The sequence below is a fragment of the Aequorivita antarctica genome (assembly GCF_007997155.1).
Taxonomy (GTDB): Bacteria; Bacteroidota; Bacteroidia; order Flavobacteriales; family Flavobacteriaceae; genus Aequorivita; species Aequorivita antarctica.
The window spans coordinates 294,327-310,942 of sequence record NZ_VORT01000001.1; the positions used below are offsets into that span (position 1 = coordinate 294,327).

The 16,616-nt window shown below is 38.4% G+C and carries 12 protein-coding genes; 2 read left to right on the forward strand and 10 right to left on the reverse strand.

Annotation, left to right across the window (positions count from 1 at the left end; genetic code table 11):
* Positions 1 to 286: 286 nt before the first annotated feature.
* The 3 genes from ESU54_RS01360 to ESU54_RS01370 all read right to left on the reverse strand — a co-directional run bounded on the left by ESU54_RS01360 (position 287) and on the right by ESU54_RS01370 (position 2,439).
* The gene (locus ESU54_RS01360) at positions 287 to 919 is read right to left on the reverse strand and encodes a nitroreductase family protein (RefSeq protein ID WP_111843256.1); all 633 of its coding nucleotides are present in this window, start codon (positions 917 to 919) and stop codon (positions 287 to 289) included.
* An 18-nt stretch (positions 920 to 937) separates the two neighbouring features.
* A complete protein-coding gene (locus tag ESU54_RS01365; protein ID WP_111842903.1) occupies positions 938 to 1,738 on the reverse strand; it encodes a type 1 glutamine amidotransferase domain-containing protein in 801 nt (266 codons plus the stop codon).
* Positions 1,739 to 1,854: 116 nt separating this feature from the next.
* Positions 1,855 to 2,439: a Crp/Fnr family transcriptional regulator gene (locus tag ESU54_RS01370; RefSeq protein ID WP_111842902.1), complete on the reverse strand. Its 585-nt coding sequence runs from the start codon at positions 2,437 to 2,439 to the stop codon at positions 1,855 to 1,857.
* Between the two features lie 304 nt (positions 2,440 to 2,743).
* Here ESU54_RS01370 and ccsA point away from each other — a divergent pair, with 304 nt between their 5' ends.
* Complete coding sequence (gene ccsA / locus ESU54_RS18195) at positions 2,744 to 5,845, forward strand: cytochrome c biogenesis protein (protein ID WP_317046600.1); 3,102 nt, start codon at positions 2,744 to 2,746, stop codon at positions 5,843 to 5,845.
* 5 nt (positions 5,846 to 5,850) lie between these two features.
* Here ccsA and ESU54_RS01380 read toward each other — a convergent pair whose 3' ends face one another.
* The 7 genes from ESU54_RS01380 to ESU54_RS01405 all read right to left on the reverse strand — a co-directional run bounded on the left by ESU54_RS01380 (position 5,851) and on the right by ESU54_RS01405 (position 15,074).
* A complete protein-coding gene (locus ESU54_RS01380; protein WP_160113238.1) occupies positions 5,851 to 6,660 on the reverse strand; it encodes a GW dipeptide domain-containing protein in 810 nt (269 codons plus the stop codon).
* A 10-nt stretch (positions 6,661 to 6,670) separates the two neighbouring features.
* Entirely contained in the window at positions 6,671 to 8,266 is a 1,596-nt protein-coding gene (locus ESU54_RS17735; protein WP_160113237.1) for a hypothetical protein, read from the reverse strand.
* Between the two features lie 5 nt (positions 8,267 to 8,271).
* Entirely contained in the window at positions 8,272 to 9,933 is a 1,662-nt protein-coding gene (locus tag ESU54_RS01385) for a hypothetical protein (protein WP_146743945.1), read from the reverse strand.
* Positions 9,912 to 11,633: a cytochrome c3 family protein gene (locus ESU54_RS01390; protein ID WP_146743944.1), complete on the reverse strand. Its 1,722-nt coding sequence runs from the start codon at positions 11,631 to 11,633 to the stop codon at positions 9,912 to 9,914. The genes ESU54_RS01385 and ESU54_RS01390 overlap by 22 nt, the downstream gene beginning before the upstream one ends.
* A 122-nt stretch (positions 11,634 to 11,755) precedes the next feature.
* Positions 11,756 to 13,090, reverse strand: a complete 1,335-nt coding sequence (locus ESU54_RS01395; protein WP_111843255.1) for an NAD(P)-binding domain-containing protein — start codon at positions 13,088 to 13,090, stop codon at positions 11,756 to 11,758.
* Entirely contained in the window at positions 13,090 to 13,896 is an 807-nt protein-coding gene (locus ESU54_RS01400) for a hypothetical protein (protein WP_235004471.1), read from the reverse strand. The genes ESU54_RS01395 and ESU54_RS01400 overlap by 1 nt, the downstream gene beginning before the upstream one ends.
* Before the next feature lie 287 nt (positions 13,897 to 14,183).
* Positions 14,184 to 15,074 carry an AraC family transcriptional regulator gene (locus ESU54_RS01405; RefSeq protein WP_111842897.1) on the reverse strand — a complete coding sequence of 297 codons (891 nt, stop codon included), beginning with the start codon at positions 15,072 to 15,074 and terminating at the stop codon, positions 14,184 to 14,186.
* Between the two features lie 278 nt (positions 15,075 to 15,352).
* On the opposite strand from ESU54_RS01405, the gene hemA reads away from it, so the two are divergent.
* Positions 15,353 to 16,615: a glutamyl-tRNA reductase gene (hemA, locus tag ESU54_RS01410; protein WP_111842896.1), complete on the forward strand. Its 1,263-nt coding sequence runs from the start codon at positions 15,353 to 15,355 to the stop codon at positions 16,613 to 16,615.
* The last annotated feature ends 1 nt before the right edge of the window (position 16,616 follow it).

Consider the following 16,616-nt stretch of genomic DNA (forward strand, 5'->3'; position numbering starts at 1 on the left):
CCCAAATAAGCATCTTCTCTGGGTTTGCAAATTGTTACTGGGCTTTTCATAAAGTCAATTTTTTGGAAAAACAAAATTAGTCTTTTATAATTGAACCTTCAAAGCGAGAAGGGCTATTTAAAATTATGATGACATAGCAAAAGCTTATATTTTCTAATGGGGGTCATAATGGTTTAAAATCTTAAAAAATAAAACCCCCAACATTTCCTTTTTCAAAGAAATATGGGGGTTTTACGAAGGAACAATCTAATAAATCTATCAACTTAAACTAACTATTAATCTAACACTATTTTAATTCCGTAATAAACGTTGCTTTCGGGGTGCGCACTTTTTTCATATTCACCAACCAATCTTCCGATTCATCGCGATAGCCCAAAGTTAATATCAAAACGCTTTTTAATCCCTGTTCTTTTAATCCCAACAACTCATCAACCGCTTCAGGAGTAAAACCTTCCATAGGTGTAGCATCTACCTTTTGTTCGGCTGCGGCTGCAATAGCCATAGCGAAAGATATATATGCCTGTTTTGCGGAGTGATTTGCTTGCCATTCTTGGCTCAGTGGTTCATACATGCCCCAAAGCTTTTCTTTATAAGCGTCCATGGTTTCATGTGGCAAGCCACGTTGATCCAAGGTATAATTGAAAACAGATTCTATTCTGTCTAAAGTATATCCATCCCAAGCTGCAAAAACCAATACATGTGAGGCATCTAAAATCTGACTTTGGTCCCAAGCAACACTTTTTATTTTCTGTAATAGCTCTTTGTTTGATATTACGAATATCTTATAAGGCTGTAGGCCAGAGGAGGAAGGGGCCAATCGGGCAGCTTCAAGTATATAATCCAGTTTTTCTTGCGGAATGGTCTTGCCATTCATCTTTTTGGTGGCGTAGCGCCACTTTAAATCTTCTACTAAATTCATAGTCATTTGATTTATTTTTTAATTGTTCAGTTTATCCAAAAGTTTCTCGGCAACCAATTCAGAAGAGGCTGGGTTTTGACCGGTAATTAAAAGGCCATCTTCAACTGCATATGCAGCCCAATCACCACCTTTTGAGTATTCACCTCCATTTTCCTTAAGCATGTCTTCCACCAAAAATGGAACAACATCTGTTAGTTGTACAGCTTCTTCTTCACTATTAGTGAACCCAGTAACCTTTTTTCCTTTTACTAAAGGCGAGCCATCAGCTGCTTTTGTGTTTTTGAAAATCGCGGGAGCGTGGCATACTGCTGCTACTGGTTTGTTATTCTTATAAAAGGATTCTATAAGGGCAATGGAATTTTTGTCTTCGGCTAAATCCCACAACGGTCCGTGTCCTCCTGGATAGAACACTGCGTCAAAACCTGCTTGGTCAACCGTTTCTAGTTTCACTGTATTTGCAAGAATTTCTTGAGTCTCTTTGTCACCATTAAAACGAACTGTTGCTGGGGTTTGTGCATCTGGGGTTGCACTCTTAGGATCTATGGGTGGTTGTCCACCTTTTGGAGAGGCAATGGTGATCTCAACGCCTTTGTCCTTTAACAAATAGTAGGGAGCGGCAAATTCCTCAATCCAAAATCCTGTTTTCTCGCCAGTGTTTCCCAATTCGGAATGGCTTGTCAATACAAATAATACCTTTTTCATAGTTTTTTCTTTTAAAGTGTTTGATACTTCATTTTTAGTCTTGTCTTCTTGCTTATTTCCGCAGGAAGTAACCGCTGCGGCAATAACCACCGCTAATAATATCATTTTGTGTTTCATAATAGTTTTTGAAGTGCTGAAATTAGTATAGCCTACTGGTTATGTATTGCAGTTACTCTTATTGAATACAAAGTTAGGGCACATACCCTACAAAAAAGTTGACCTATGGTAATAAACTACGCCTGCACCAGTTCCTTACGGATGCGGCTCAGGCTCTGGGTTGTGATTCCCAAATAAGAAGCAATGTGGTAATTTTTAACATTTTGTTCTATGTTTGGGTAGGTGTGGATAAAATTTAAATAGCGTTCTGTAGCTGATTGGGATAGGTTTGCAATAATTCTTTTTTGGAAGGAAGCGAAGGCGCGTTCCATCTTCTTCCTGAAGTAAGACTCTAAACGAGGCATGGCTTGGTAGAGAGATTCCATATCATTTTTAGATATTTTGTAGAGTGTGGCTTCCTGTATGCACTCAATATGCATCAGGGCCTTACTGCTATTGAAGAAGGCAGTGTAATCGCTGATCCACCAATCGGCTATAGCGAATTGCACGGTGTGTTCCTTGCCGTCGGGAGCTATGTAATAGGTGCGCAGGCAACCCTCAGCCACAAAATATTGGTCATACACCTGTTGGTCCGCTTCCAGTAACAAGCTGTTCTTGGGAAGGTGAAGTTTTTCAAAACTACACACCAATAGTTGGATTTCTTCTGGCTTAAAGGAGAGGTCTTTAAATATGGTGGTTACGATTTCTGTTTCGGGTGTCATTGATGGGATTAGAAATGTAAAAGTACATCAAAAGGAAGACATAGGAGGGGTGATTGTGAATAGTGAGAATTGAAGCGAGAGTTGTCTGCTTAAGGTTTTTGGATTATAATTAATAATGATTTTTAAAGAGTTAAAACACTTGTTTTCTTAGAAATCAAGGAACCATCTATGGAGTAAAGACGGGTCAATTGAGTATTATTAAATTTGATTAGAAAAGTGCGAGATGCTTTTTTAATATTATTTACTTAAAAAACAATATCTTGTACTACATTGAAGTTTAAACCTAAATATAAAAGAAGTCATTTTGAGCCTAAAACGAATACTTTCCCAATTTTTCTCGACCCGTGCTGCAGGATTGTATTTTATACTATTTGCAGCTGCAATAGGCATTGCAACTTTTATTGAAAATGATTTTGGTACCAGTGCCGCTCAAAAGGTAATCTTTAAGTCTTGGTGGTTCGAGTTGCTGCTTCTTTTATTTGGCATCACCATTCTTGTAAACATCATTAAGTTCCGAATGGTGCAGCAGCGCAAATGGGCAGTTTTAATGTTTCACGCGTCCATTATTATAATATTGATTGGTGCAGGGGTAACCCGTTATTTCGGGTTTGAGGGAGTGATGCATATCCGTGAAAATGATGCCGCCAACACCTTTCTTTCATCAAATACCTATTTAAAGTTTGAAGTCCAAAAGAATGGAACTACATATAATTTTGACGAACCCGTTTTGTTCGCTTCCCTCGGAAATAATCATTTTAAGGAATCGTATCTTGTTGAAAATGAATTGATAGAGGTTATAGTAAAGGAGTTTATCCCCAATCCAGAACAACAAATCGAGCCCAGCAGTTTGGATGGCAAACCAATTATAAAGCTTGTGATTGCAGGCGCCAACGGCAGGGAAGAATACTATCTTGAAAAAGGTCAAACACGACGTATTGGTGCCCTCCTCTACAACTTTAATGACCAAGCCATAGCTGATGCTATTAACATTAAATATGAAAATGAGGGAGCTATCTTCCTGACTAACCGAACCCTTACCCAAACGGTTATGGCCACCCAACAAAAAGATACTCTTAACCCTAGTGGGGAGTACAGACCCTTGTTGTTGCGGTCTTTATATTCAGACGGAGTGAACAATTTCGTTTTTTCAGAATTCAATCCGAGTGCCAAGACATTTATTAAGTCGGCTGACCCCAAAGTTAAAAACGAAAGCAATACAGCGGTGGTGATGGATATTACTGTCAATGGAGAAACCAAGGAAACGTATATATATGGCAACAAAGGGTTTCCTGGAAATCCATCCAATCTTTCTTTTAAAGATTTAAATATTTCAGCTTCCTATGGCTCCAAAGAAATAAAAGTTCCGTTCTCGGTAAAACTGAACGATTTTATTATGGATAAATATCCCGGCACCAATAGCGCTTCTTCATATGCAAGCGAAGTAACCGTTGTGGATCCAGTTGAAAATGTGAATATGGACTACCGCATTTATATGAACAATATTTTAGACTATGGTGGGTACCGATTTTTTCAATCCTCGTTTGACAGGGACGAGAAAGGAACCTATCTAAGCGTTAATAGCGATTGGTGGGGAACTATTATATCCTATATAGGATATGCGCTCCTTACCCTGGGAATGATTTTGACCCTCTTCAGCAAGAACACTCGTTTTTATAGCCTGATACAAAAAATCAAGGCCATCAGGGCCAAAAGTGGCACCTTTACCATTCTTATTGCGCTCTTTTTCTGTTCTGTGATTAATGCCCAGACTGACATCCATATTAAAAATGCTGTTTCGAAAGAACATGCGGAGGCTTTTAGTACAGTTGTAGTACAGGATTTTAAAGGACGAATGAAACCGATGCATACCTTATCCCGCGAAGTGCTTCGAAAAATAACGCGCAAAGAAAGTTGGGACGGCCTAAATGCAGACCAGGTAGTACTGAGTATGTTTGTAAACAAAGAAGATTGGTATGACGTGCCCTTAATTAAATTGGGCAAACATGAGGATATCCAAAAACTCTTGGGAGTTTCGGGAGAATACGCTTCCTATAAAGATTTTTTTGATGAAAGCGGAAAATATAAATTTCAGGACGAAGTAAGACGAGTTTATAGCCTTGAACCCATAGACCGCGGAGTATACGAAAAGGAATTACTGAAAATAGACGAGCGGCTCAACATATTGAGCATGGTCTTTTCAGGGAGTATGCTCAAAATAATTCCTAGGCCCAACGATCCCAATAATACCTGGGAAGGATACAGCAACCATAACCAGGACGATGGTCACGACCATAGCACCGTTGCCAATAATTTCTTTAATTCATATGGCAGTGAACTACAAAAGGCAACCTCAACCAAGGACTATAGCCATGCAGGACATTTGTTGGCAGAACTCAAAGGGTATCAAGTAGCAAAAGGCGGATCGGTAATGCCTTCGGAATCTAAAATAAATATTGAAATCTTGCTTAACAAGATGAATGTTTTTACTCGTTTGGCTGGGCTTTATATGATTTTGGGCGTTTTGCTATTGTTCTTTTTGTTTGTTTCGGTCTTTAAACCGAGTTGGCATTTAAAGAAGGTATATATTGTCCTTTTTTCCTTGGTGGCAATTGGTTTTGTGCTACATACCGTTGGGCTTGGAATGCGCTGGTTTGTATCCGGCAGGGCCCCTTGGAGCAATGGCTATGAATCTATGATTTATATTGCATGGACCACAACTTTGGCGGGAATTCTATTTACCCGAAAATCCTTTGGGGGCTTAGCGGCGACCATGGTTTTGGCGGGCACCATCCTATTTGTTTCTACCTTAAGCTTTTTAGACCCAGAGATTACCCCTTTGGTACCCGTGTTGAAATCGTATTGGCTTACCATTCACGTATCCTTGGAAGCAGGCAGCTATGGTTTTTTGATGTTAGGAGCAATCATTGGTTTGATAAACTTAATCTTAATGATTTTTATTTCTGATAAAAACAAGATCCGGGTTAAAAGAATTATTCAAGAAATGAGCTATATAAGCGAGCTTACCCTTATTGGTGGATTGTTTATGGTAAGTATAGGCACCTATTTGGGCGGCGTCTGGGCAAACGAATCCTGGGGTCGTTATTGGGGTTGGGATGCCAAGGAAACTTGGGCCCTTGTAACCATACTGGTCTACGCCTTTATATTGCATATGCGACTGATTCCAAAATTGCGTGGACTGTTTGCCTATAATTTGGCTACAATTTTTGGCTTAGGCACCGTGATTATGACCTATTTCGGGGTAAATTATTACCTATCAGGCTTGCACTCCTATGCAACAGGGGATCCTGTCCCTATCCCAAGTTGGGTATATATCGCAGTGGGCTGTATTATTTTTATAAGTGTTTTGGCATATATTAGAAAACGAAAATTTGACATTATATCATAGCATAACTATTCTATAATCGTACCATTTTCCAAAATAAGATCATAGCGATAGCCGGCACCAAAATCACGATTCAATCCTACTTCCGCACGAATTGTAATTATTTTTCCTTCGGGAACAAACGTGTTTGATGTAACCACAAGGTCAAAATCATTCTTGCTGCCGTCCTGTAGATGAATCCAGTTACGGTCCATAATGTTTGGGTTTACCTTTACTACTTTCCCAGTTATTTGGACGGTTTTACCTTCATACGCAGACGGATTGGCAACCAATTCAGCTATTTTTATGGAACCCTTGTGTTGCTTGATTTCTTCGGTATGGGTAGGAATAGTTTCCTTTTGACTTAGCTGTGGGTTTTTTGAATTTCCTTCTGCAAAGTTTGCCGTTAAGTTTCCGGTATTGCCTCCATGGTTTTTTGGTACAAATTTAGAAACAAGATATATAGTATCAAACACTCGCTTGTATTCCTTGCTTTCAAAGTTGGTCTTTAGTAGGCCGTCGCGATAGAAATAAGTATCCCCAACATTCACTTCCTGTTTTCCTGTAGCGATCCAAAACTGTTTTCCCCCTTCGGTGACGTTTAAGTAAATGTATTTCTCTGTCGGAAGTATTTTTGACACCACAACAGTATGTAAATTTTCGGTAAAGCCACCAGACTCCATTGGAGCTTCAATTGTTTGGTTGTCTTCTTCTGAAAAAATACCGCTATCGTATTTCGCCGAAGGTGTTTCATTTGAAGTAATCACCTTGGGACCATTGTTACAGGCCAATAAGAACATTGCAATAACTCCGAGGCTTAGGGTATTATAAAATTTCATCTGTATCTGTTTATTTTTTCTTTTTACTGTAAAATCTTTTGGTAAGCTGGGTGTAAAAACGATAGCTGTTTTCGTTTTCAAACTGCGACATTTCGCCTGATATATTGAACTGCCAACTTCTGGAAATTCGGTACAATAACGCCATACCATAGTAGTTTTGCTTGTATTTTGTGCTTTGGTTTTCGTAATCATAATCTGCCATTCGATAATAAAAGTCAGCGTTTAGTTTGTTTTTAACCAAATCCCTTGAATGCCGTACGGAAAATATATTGCTTTTTAAATATCTGGAGGTATTCATATTATAAGTTGCATTCAACCTGCCTCCCACAGCTGGGATTTTAGTTAAGGTAATATACCCATATATATTGTCCGATTTGTTTTGTTCACCTGTCTGAAACCTAGTGCTATAACTAGCTCCCATCCAAATAATCTTTACGGGCCGTACATTTAATCGGGCTCGTATCCCCTGCCTGGCTAAATCATCATCCAATATTCGTTCAATTTCAGATTGAAAAGTTTCATAATAAATAATCTGCTTTCTGGAATCGTAGGAAATCATAAGATTGGCTGCCTTACTAAAACGATATCTTGCGGACACATACAGATTGGTCAATCGGGTTGCACTTCCGGTTTTGCTAAAAATATCCATTTCGGCAGAACCAAAAAGATTTAGGTTGCTGGCAATGGTACTGGAATGCTGAAAGAAAACATACCGTCTATCCGTTGCTCCCGCATTGGTCTGCTCCATTGCACCTAATGTGGTTGTGCCATAATAGTTGGACGTTTTACTTTCAATTCCAAAATAGCCACCATACTGAAGCAAATCTGAATTAAAACCATAGTCGAAAAAATCTGGACGGAAACCGCCCACGGCGCCCACATAAAAGTTTCCAAAATATTTTTCTATTTGTAAACCGTCATTCGCACCAAAAGTTGAGGCCTTTGAATTTATTTCTCTTCCAAGTGTAAGGGAAAGAGTAGGCGTGGCATCATATTTTGCATTCAGATTATAAACATTAAAAATACTGGTCCTACCCAGATAATTTTCTGGAACCGATATGTTGTTCCGATAGGCGAGAAATGTTTCTATCGAAAATTTTCCATCGTTAATTTGATCCGCATTTAGTGAAAATTTTCCCTGCATCCTATGGCGATCCTCCCTTAGGTTTGAAAAATTATTATAACTTGCCACAGAAATTCTTCCCCTGATATTTTCCGAATATATAGATTGTTTTTTTGGATAAGTACCCTTTTTCTGGATCACTTTGGTTGGAATGGTATCAGTTACATTGTTTTCGGAAATTATAGGAGGCTCCTTGGCAACGGTAATTTTATATACAACACTATCATCCGTTTTTACTTCACAATTGTTTATAATTGAACACACCACCGAGGTCGAGGATTTTTCTGTTACCTGCAAGCAATTGGTACCGTTTATCTGAAGCATATCTCCAATTACAATCTTTTCGGTAGAATCAAATTTTACGTACGCGTTGTTTGAAGTAACAAATGAAATTTTCCCGACCATAGTATCTTTATCATCCTGTGCAAATAGACAGGTTGTACTATAAAAAACTGATAGTATGATGTACAAAAATTGTTTCATAAAAATTAATCTGCTGACCCATCTGGATGACAGGAAAAACAAGCATTACTTTCATATACATAACCACCTACCCCATCGTGCTTATCTGCCATATCGCCTTGAGAATGACATAGAAAACATGAAAAAGTGGAATAGTCACTTGGATTTGTATGGCAGTCCACACAACTGTTCCACTCGCCTTCGTGTTTTCCACTATATATAGGGAAATACATATTATCGTGATCAAAAGTGGCAGGCATCCACCCTGGATTGGTGGTGTGGCAAGTAGCACAGTCTGTCGGGAAATTTGCAGCTATGTGATTTGGATTGGTTGTTTGGTTATAATCGTCTTCATGACAAGCAAAACAGTCTGTTGGCGTATTGTTATAATTACCATTTATATGACAGGCGTTACAATCTTGAATATCATGACCCAAAGTAAGTGGAAAGAAATCATGATTTAAGGTTGCTGGCGTCCACCCAGGATTGGTTGTATGACATGCAGCACAGTCTGTTGGAAAATTAGCAGCCTGATGGTTGGGATTGGTCGTTTGGTTATAGTCGACTTCATGACAAGCGAAACAGTCTGTTGGCGTATTGTTATAATTACCATTTATATGACAGGCGTTACAATCTTGAATATCATGACCCAAAGTAAGTGGAAAGAAATCGTGATTTACTGTTGCTGGCACCCATCCAGGATTGGTGGTATGGCAAACAGCACAGTCTGTCGGGAAATTTGCCGCTATGTGATTTGGATTGCTGGTCTGATTATAATCGTTTTCATGACAAGCGAAACAGTCTGTTGGTGTATTGTTATAATTACCATTTACATGACAGGCATTACAGTCTTGAATATCGTGACCCAAAGTAAGTGGAAAGAAATCGTGATTTATAGTTGCAGGCACCCATCCAGGATTGGTAGTATGGCATTCAATACAATCTGTTGAAAACCCTGCGTTGGTGTGATTGGGGTTTGTGGTTTGGGCGAAATCATCGTTATGGCATGAAAAACAATCTGCCGAAATATCCGAAAAGTTTGTTACATCATGGCATTGGCTACAATCCTGAATGTCATGACCAAGGGTAAGAGGAAAAAAGTCGTGAATGATACCTGTTGAATCCCACCCTAAACCAAGTGGATTATGACATTCTATACAATCCTGAGAAAATCCAGAAAGGGAATGATTCGGGTTTTGGGTCGCCAAATAATCATTTCTATGGCATTCAATACATTCATTGCCAATAGGATTAAAAATTAAACTACTTTCGTTGCTATGGCATTCCACACAGCTTAAGTTGGAATGGGAACCAATAAGCGGAAATCCATTTTCTTCGTGTATTTCTGGAATATTAAATACCAACCAATTTTCAGATGTATGGCAACGCACGCAATCATTGCCAACCGATTGGCTGTGTACATCGGTGTGACAGGAAATACAATCTGTTGGAGCTTCATTAAAAACCAAAGAAGTATGGCAGGATTTGCAATCGGTAAGCTGGTGGGTGCCCTCCAATTCAAAATCAGTAGTACTATGGTCAAATTTAATGGTCTGTAAATCTACCGTCCATCCTTCTGGGTTATGGCATTGGGCACAATCTATTTTTAAAGAATTTCCGTGAGGAGACTGCCCCAGAATATGAGAGCAAATTAATAAGAAGCCAATTATGAATGACAGTCTTTGCAATCCAGTTTATTTAGTTTATATATAACGACAGGTACTCCCTTTTCATTGTTTACCTCATGACATACCTTACAATCTACTTCTTCATGTTTTCCAGTTAGTGGAAAACGTGTTTTACCATGATCAAATTTTTCAGGAAACCAGCTAGTTGTTACATGGCATCTAGAGCATTCTGTGATCCCGTTTATCGCAAAAGTTTCGCCATGAATATTTTCATGACAAGAAGCACAATTTGTCTCTAAGGTACTAAATTTCTGAGATATAACTTCGTTTTTAGAAGAAATTTCGAAGTGACATTTTCGGCAGGATACCTCATTGTGTTTCCCGGTTAAAGGCCAATCAGTTTTAGTATGATCAAAGTTTATTAAATCCCATGATTCAGTGCCATGGCAGGAAGCACAATCATTTTTGGGCATATACTTTTCATTCAAATATCCTTTGTGGATATTGGTGTGGCAGTCAATACATTTATTGCCTAAATTCGCAAAAGTCCATCGATCCTTGACTTCATCTACATGGCAGGCAAAGCAGGGAGTGGCAATATGCGCTCCTTCCAATGGGAAACCCGATTTTTGATGATCCGAAATGGTAAAAGAGGTATGTTCGAAGCTTTTCTCTATGGAGTGGCATTCCTTGCAATCTGGGGAAATACCATTTTCGGCAAAATCCCCCATGTGATAATCCTCATGGCAGTTTTTACATTCTGAAAAATCTATAGGTGTCGAAAAACGATCCACATGGCATTTTCTGCAATCCACTTCGGTGTGCATGCCTTCTAAGGGATAGTCGGTAATGGAATGGTCAAAGAAATCCATTTTTTTAAGGGACACAAAACTTTCTTCTTTATGACATTTGGCACAATCTTGTCCGTATTTATTTTCATGTGGATCCTTATGGCATTCAACACAGTTGTTTTCATCGGTAGCAATTTTATCCTGAAATACTTGGGTTGGGCTGCTTGTTTTTGTGTGACAGCTATAACAATCAACCGTTCTGTGCTTTCCGTTTAAATTGAATCCGGTTCTGCTATGATTAAAATTGCCCTTGCCAACAAAAGTTGAAAACGAACTCTCCGTATGGCATTGAGCGCAATTCCCCGGAAGTTGGTTGTTGTGTGGATCTTTATGGCAGGCCTTACAGTCCTCAAAAGCGAGACCCGTAAACTGCTGAAATTCTTTCCCGTTTTTAATGGTTGTTTTGTGACACTCCTTACAATCAACCGTGGTGTGCTTGCCGCGTAGTTTGAATTTTGCTTGATCGTGATCAAACTTTTTTACAGGGGCAAAGGCTTCCATACTGTGACATTGCAAGCAATCGTTGGGAAGGCCGCCTTGGTGAAAATCTTCATGACACGATAAACATTTGTTGTCCAGTCCCAAATAAGTGTCTTTACGCTTCCTAATCTTCGAATCAGAAATATTTTCTGGGGAATGGCATTCACGGCAATCCACTTTTTTGTGCGCCCCTTCAAGCTCATAACCAGTTTGATCATGATTGAAGGTTTTAGTATCAAACCGAATCATTTCAAAATTACGCCCGTGATGCTCACTGTGGCATTTCACGCAATCTTGGCTTTCCACTTTTGAATTTGCATGAAAACCCTTTTTTTGGTTCATCAGGCTTTTGATTTCGGTATGGCAATCCAAACATTTTTGATCGGTAACTTTGTCGCCAAGTTCATGGCATTGCGTGCAATTGCCCATTCCCTCCATCTTTGAGTGGGCTGTGGATAAATCACCAGGGGATATCTGTGATAGTCCAACCGAACAAACAAGAAGTGTAATTAAAGAGATTATATGTTTTGAAATTATTTTCACCCAAAAGTTTAATATTTCTTTAAAATGTAACCAAAACGCGTGGTGATTTTCACCCCTGCTTTGTCTAAAAAGTGTGTTGGAAGCTCTCCCCCAGCAAAAATATAAACCAAATCGTTTTCTACTTGTTGGGTAGTGTCATCTTTCAATTTTAAAAGTACGTCCTTTTCGTTAATACTCACCACATTAGACTCAAAAATAATATCTATGGAATTAGCTTCTTCGGCTTTTAGGATATTATCTTTATTCTTGGGTTTTAATCGTGAAAATTTATCGTTCCTGTAAGATAAAACCACTTCGTTTTCATCGCTCAACAACAAGGCAGATTCTATTGCTGAATCGCCACCACCAACAACCATAATCTTTTTTCCTGTGATGGTTTCAGGTTCAAGCAAACGGTATGCGACTTTTTGCGTGTCCTCTCCGGGCACACCAAGTTTTCTTGGACTTCCTCGACGCCCAATTGATAATAGAACATGGTTGGCTACATATTCCCTACCTGTATTGGTTAAAATTTTAAAGGTTTCGTCTTTTTGTGGAATTATATTTTCAACCTTGGTGTTTTCAATTATTTCCAGATTATGTTCCTGGATTACCTTTTTCCAAAGTGCCAATAATTCGTCTTTGGAGGTGTTAAACAATTTCACCTTTCCGTACAAGGGAAGATTCATGGGAGAGGTCATTACAATTTTTGAACGGGGGAAAGTGAATACCGTCCCACCCAAAGAATCCTGTTCTAATGTAAGTGAGGAAAGTCCAGCTTTTTTTGCTGCCAACGATGCGGAAATCCCTGCTGGGCCCGCTCCTACAATAACGATATCCAAGCAGCCATTTTTCTTTATTTTTTTGCTTTTCACAACACTGTCTATGGCCTGCTGACCTTGTTCGACACTATTTTTGATAAGGCCCATACCCCCCAATTCTCCGGCAATATAAATACCTTTTATATTGGTTTCGAAGTTTTGGTTTACGTGTGGCAGATCGACTCCTCGCTTTTCAGTACCAATTCGCAAGGAAATGGCTTCAACGGGGCAGGCGTGAAAACACGATCCATGTCCAACGCAGTTGGAGGCATTTATCACCGTGGCCTTGCCGTCTATAATACCCAAAATATCCTTTTCTGGACATGCGGAGACACATGCACCACTACCTATACAAACGTTGGGGTCAATATATGGATGCAATGAAACTGGCTCATGAAGACCTTCTTCTTTGGCAATTTCAACTTTTTGGAATGTTTTTTTGGAAGCCTTGTTTTTTTTCCGGAGATAAAAGAATATAATCCCTGCGCAAAGTAAAAATACAGTGCCGTAAATGATCGTTTCCTCAAGTAGTATCTCATCCATCAAAATATCCATTTATACCCGAAGGTGAATGCCACAACTACGTGAATTATCACAATAACAAGCATTATTAATGCAAAAGGCATATGGATTACGTGCCAGTATTCAAACCACTTTTTCATGGTCTCCAAACGGGCAATCTTCCGTGAAAGAGATCGTTCTTCCCTCACTTTATTTATAATGGAATGGCGTTCCTCAGTAGATACATTATTTTCTTTCAGAACATTTTTTAGTGTACCCACAGAAGGTTTTTTCGAAACTTTTTCAGCGCTTGTAAAATTTAGGAACAATTGTATAGTTTGTGGATTGAGGCTGTATTTTTCCTCCAGAACTTTGGTAATATCGGATTTCATATTTTGAACTTCGTTGAGGCTTAATGCCCTACCCTCGATGGTTCGAGGAATTTGAATATATATAAACCGCCCAATTACTCCACTGGCAACCACCGCAACCATACTCCAAAAAGCAATCGATACTATTCCCCCAAACTTGAATGTGGTATGAAACAAAACCAAAATAGGCCCAAGAGTACAAAGAAAAATATGGAATTCTAAAAGATATTTTAACCGCACCCATTTTCCCAATATGTTGTATCGTTTGTGCAAAATATATATAGAAACCCCAAATAATATTAAGAAGGTGCCAATAACCCCCAAGCCCTGACCATAGAGACCACTTGCTTTAAACCAGTTGTATCGTGGATGATAAAAACGTTCTTCTAAGGGAGTCGTGTAATAACTGTAGCCAGTATAAGCCAGATAAATTGTTACAAGCACAACTATAGATACCATGATACCTATATATGCCATGTGGACAGATTTTTTCAAGTTGTTTAGTATTAGGATTTAAGAAACAGTATAAATTAAGTGAAAAATAATTAACCTTCTTATAACCAATAACGAATAATTACTAACAATCATATTCCATCTTAAAATTACTGATTTGGGTTATACTGTTTTATAAGAATTGTCTATAAAAATGAACCTACCCCAAGCACATTTTATAAACGAAAATCATGAATTGATTTAATTGAAAATGGAGTAAGCTCAATCAATTCTAGAGTAAGTTTAATTACATCGCAATGGGCTTTAAAACCTTAAGTATTCAACCCCATTAAAAATTTCTTAGGCGTAGTGCCAAATCTTTTTTTAAATGCAGCAATAAAATGGCTTGAAGTGCTATATCCTACTTTCAATCCCACCTCGTTAACATTGTGTGAGCCTGTCGCGAGGAGTTGGCGAGCCACCTCCATTTTATAGTCAAACAGAAAACTGAACACCGAGTCGCCGTAAACTTGTTTGAAACCTTCCTTTAATCGGTTTATCGGTAAGTTTATTTCATCTGCTAACTCCTGTAAAGTTGGCGGTTCTGCCATTCTTGCAATCATAATCTGCTTCGCCTTTTTTATTTTTGAAACATTATCTTCATCTGCTAAAAATGGACATTGTTCTACATCTGCATCTGCGGGTCTGTTGAAGTATAGGCTCAATAACTCGTATGCCTTCGCCTTAAAATAGAGCGGTTTTATAGTTGGATGCAGGTTATAATTCATCAATTGGTTCAATACAATTGCCATAGAAGGTGAAATGTGTGCGTCCTTGTAATATTTTCGGTCTTTGTTTTCGTCGCTCAAAAAAGTGATATAATTCGCTTCAGTTGAAAAAAGACCGTGGAATTTATTAATAGGAAGCAATACTGAAAGAACCCAAGAATGGCGGTCTAGTGATAGATCCAATGGCAAATCTCGCTGCGGATTATAGAGTAACAATGAATTTCCTTCCTGAATGGGCAGTTTATAATTCCCTTCATTAAAAACAAAGGAAGCGGATCCTTTTATACAGAAATGAAATTGAATGAAATTGGAGCTTACTTCGCGCTTAAAAGTTTGATTTTCATCAGTTTCGTTATTGAATTTCAAAATGAAAAACCCTGGTTCAATTATAGTTTCTTCGTAGAAACTTTGAGCGACATTTTTGTGAGAATCCATAGTATATTTAAAATGATTTTATTTAGAATAGTTCTAAATAAAATTATATTAATCTTGTTTGGAAACCGCGAATTTAGGGGTTAAAGTATGATAAATGTCATATTTAGTCCATTTTTAACACACATCGACACAAAAGATACCGCTGGCGTTACTTTTTAAAAAACAATGCACTTACATTTGCTGTGTTTTTATATGAAATGTCCTTTAACTTTTTTTAAGCAAACCCAAATGAATGTCAAAGGCATTGCATCTTCCTATTTCTCAAATATTACTTGTGGATGAAAAATAACTTGAATACATATTCTGGGGAATCACTTGAAGGCAATTTTTACGCCATCGGCCTTAACTACAAAAAAGCCGATGCTGAAATACGAGGTCATTTCAGTATTGATAACAATGCGAAAGAGAAAATCTTATTACAGGCCAAAGCAGATGGAATTCCCTCACTTACCGTAATTTCTACATGCAACCGAACCGAGCTTTACGGTTTTGCACAGCATCCATACAAGATTATAAAATTGCTTTGCGAGCATACCAACGGCACCGTTGAGGAGTTTGAAAAAGTAGCCTATATTTATAAAAATCACGATGCTGTTTCGCATCTTTTTAATGTGGGTACAGGTCTTGATAGCCAAATTTTGGGAGATTTTGAAATCATCAGTCAATTGCGAAATGGTTTTCGAGAGGCAAAAAAACACGAAATAATCAATCCTTTTATGGAGCGGCTTGCCAATGCGGTCATTCAGGCTAGCAAGCGTATAAAAAATGAAACTGGAATTTCTTCAGGAGCTACCTCAGTAAGTTTTGCGGCGGTTCAGTATATAATGGCAAGAGTGGCCAATGTTTCTGAAAAAAATCTTTTGCTTTTTGGAACAGGAAAAATAGGTAGAAATACTTGCGAAAACCTGATTAAACATACCAAAAACGAACGAATAACACTTATAAATCGCACAAAGAATAAAGCTGAAAAAATTGCCGGAAAATTTAATTTGGTAGTAAAAGATTACGCAGATATTCAAAGTGAAATAGCCCAGACAGATGTCTTGATAGTGGCAACCGGTGCACAGCAACCAACCATTTCGAAAGAACTTTTACACATAAAAAAGCCTTTGCTAATCTTGGATCTTTCCATTCCTAAAAATGTTTCAAAAGACGTTTTGGAGAATGAAATGGTAACGCTGGTTCATTTAGACGATCTTTCAGCGGTTACAGATCAAACTTTGGAACAGCGTGCGGCGCAACTTCCTTTGGCGAAAAAAATTATTGCGGAAGTAGAGAAAGAATTCAACCAATGGGCGGACAACCGAAAATTTGCGCCAACCATAAAAGCCTTAAAAAACAAACTAGTTGAAATTAAAGCTGGCGAAATAGATTACCAACGCAGAAAAATTGATGGGTTCAACGAAGAACAAGCTGAAATAATCAGCGATCGCATTATTCAAAAAATTACTACTCATTTCGCCAACCACCTTAAAGGCGAAGAAGGCTCCGCCGAAAGTATAGAACTCATCAGACGGGTTTTCCAACTTGAAACTGCCTAAT

Excerpts from the sequence above, each read along its gene's own strand:
- ESU54_RS01360 (WP_111843256.1), bottom strand. The coding sequence starts at position 919 with ATGAATTTAGTAGAAGATTTAAAGTGGCGCTACGCCACCAAAAAGATG.
- ESU54_RS01365 (WP_111842903.1), bottom strand. The coding sequence starts at position 1,738 with ATGAAACACAAAATGATATTATTAGCGGTGGTTATTGCCGCAGCGGTT.
- ESU54_RS01370 (WP_111842902.1), bottom strand. The coding sequence starts at position 2,439 with ATGACACCCGAAACAGAAATCGTAACCACCATATTTAAAGACCTCTCC.
- ESU54_RS01380 (WP_160113238.1), bottom strand. The coding sequence starts at position 6,660 with ATGAAATTTTATAATACCCTAAGCCTCGGAGTTATTGCAATGTTCTTA.
- ESU54_RS17735 (WP_160113237.1), bottom strand. The coding sequence starts at position 8,266 with ATGAAACAATTTTTGTACATCATACTATCAGTTTTTTATAGTACAACC.
- ESU54_RS01390 (WP_146743944.1), bottom strand. The coding sequence starts at position 11,633 with ATGGGCAATTGCACGCAATGCCATGAACTTGGCGACAAAGTTACCGAT.
- ESU54_RS01395 (WP_111843255.1), bottom strand. The coding sequence starts at position 13,090 with ATGGATGAGATACTACTTGAGGAAACGATCATTTACGGCACTGTATTT.
- ESU54_RS01400 (WP_235004471.1), bottom strand. The coding sequence starts at position 13,896 with ATGGCATATATAGGTATCATGGTATCTATAGTTGTGCTTGTAACAATT.
- ESU54_RS01405 (WP_111842897.1), bottom strand. The coding sequence starts at position 15,074 with ATGGATTCTCACAAAAATGTCGCTCAAAGTTTCTACGAAGAAACTATA.
- hemA (WP_111842896.1), top strand. The coding sequence starts at position 15,353 with ATGAAAAATAACTTGAATACATATTCTGGGGAATCACTTGAAGGCAAT.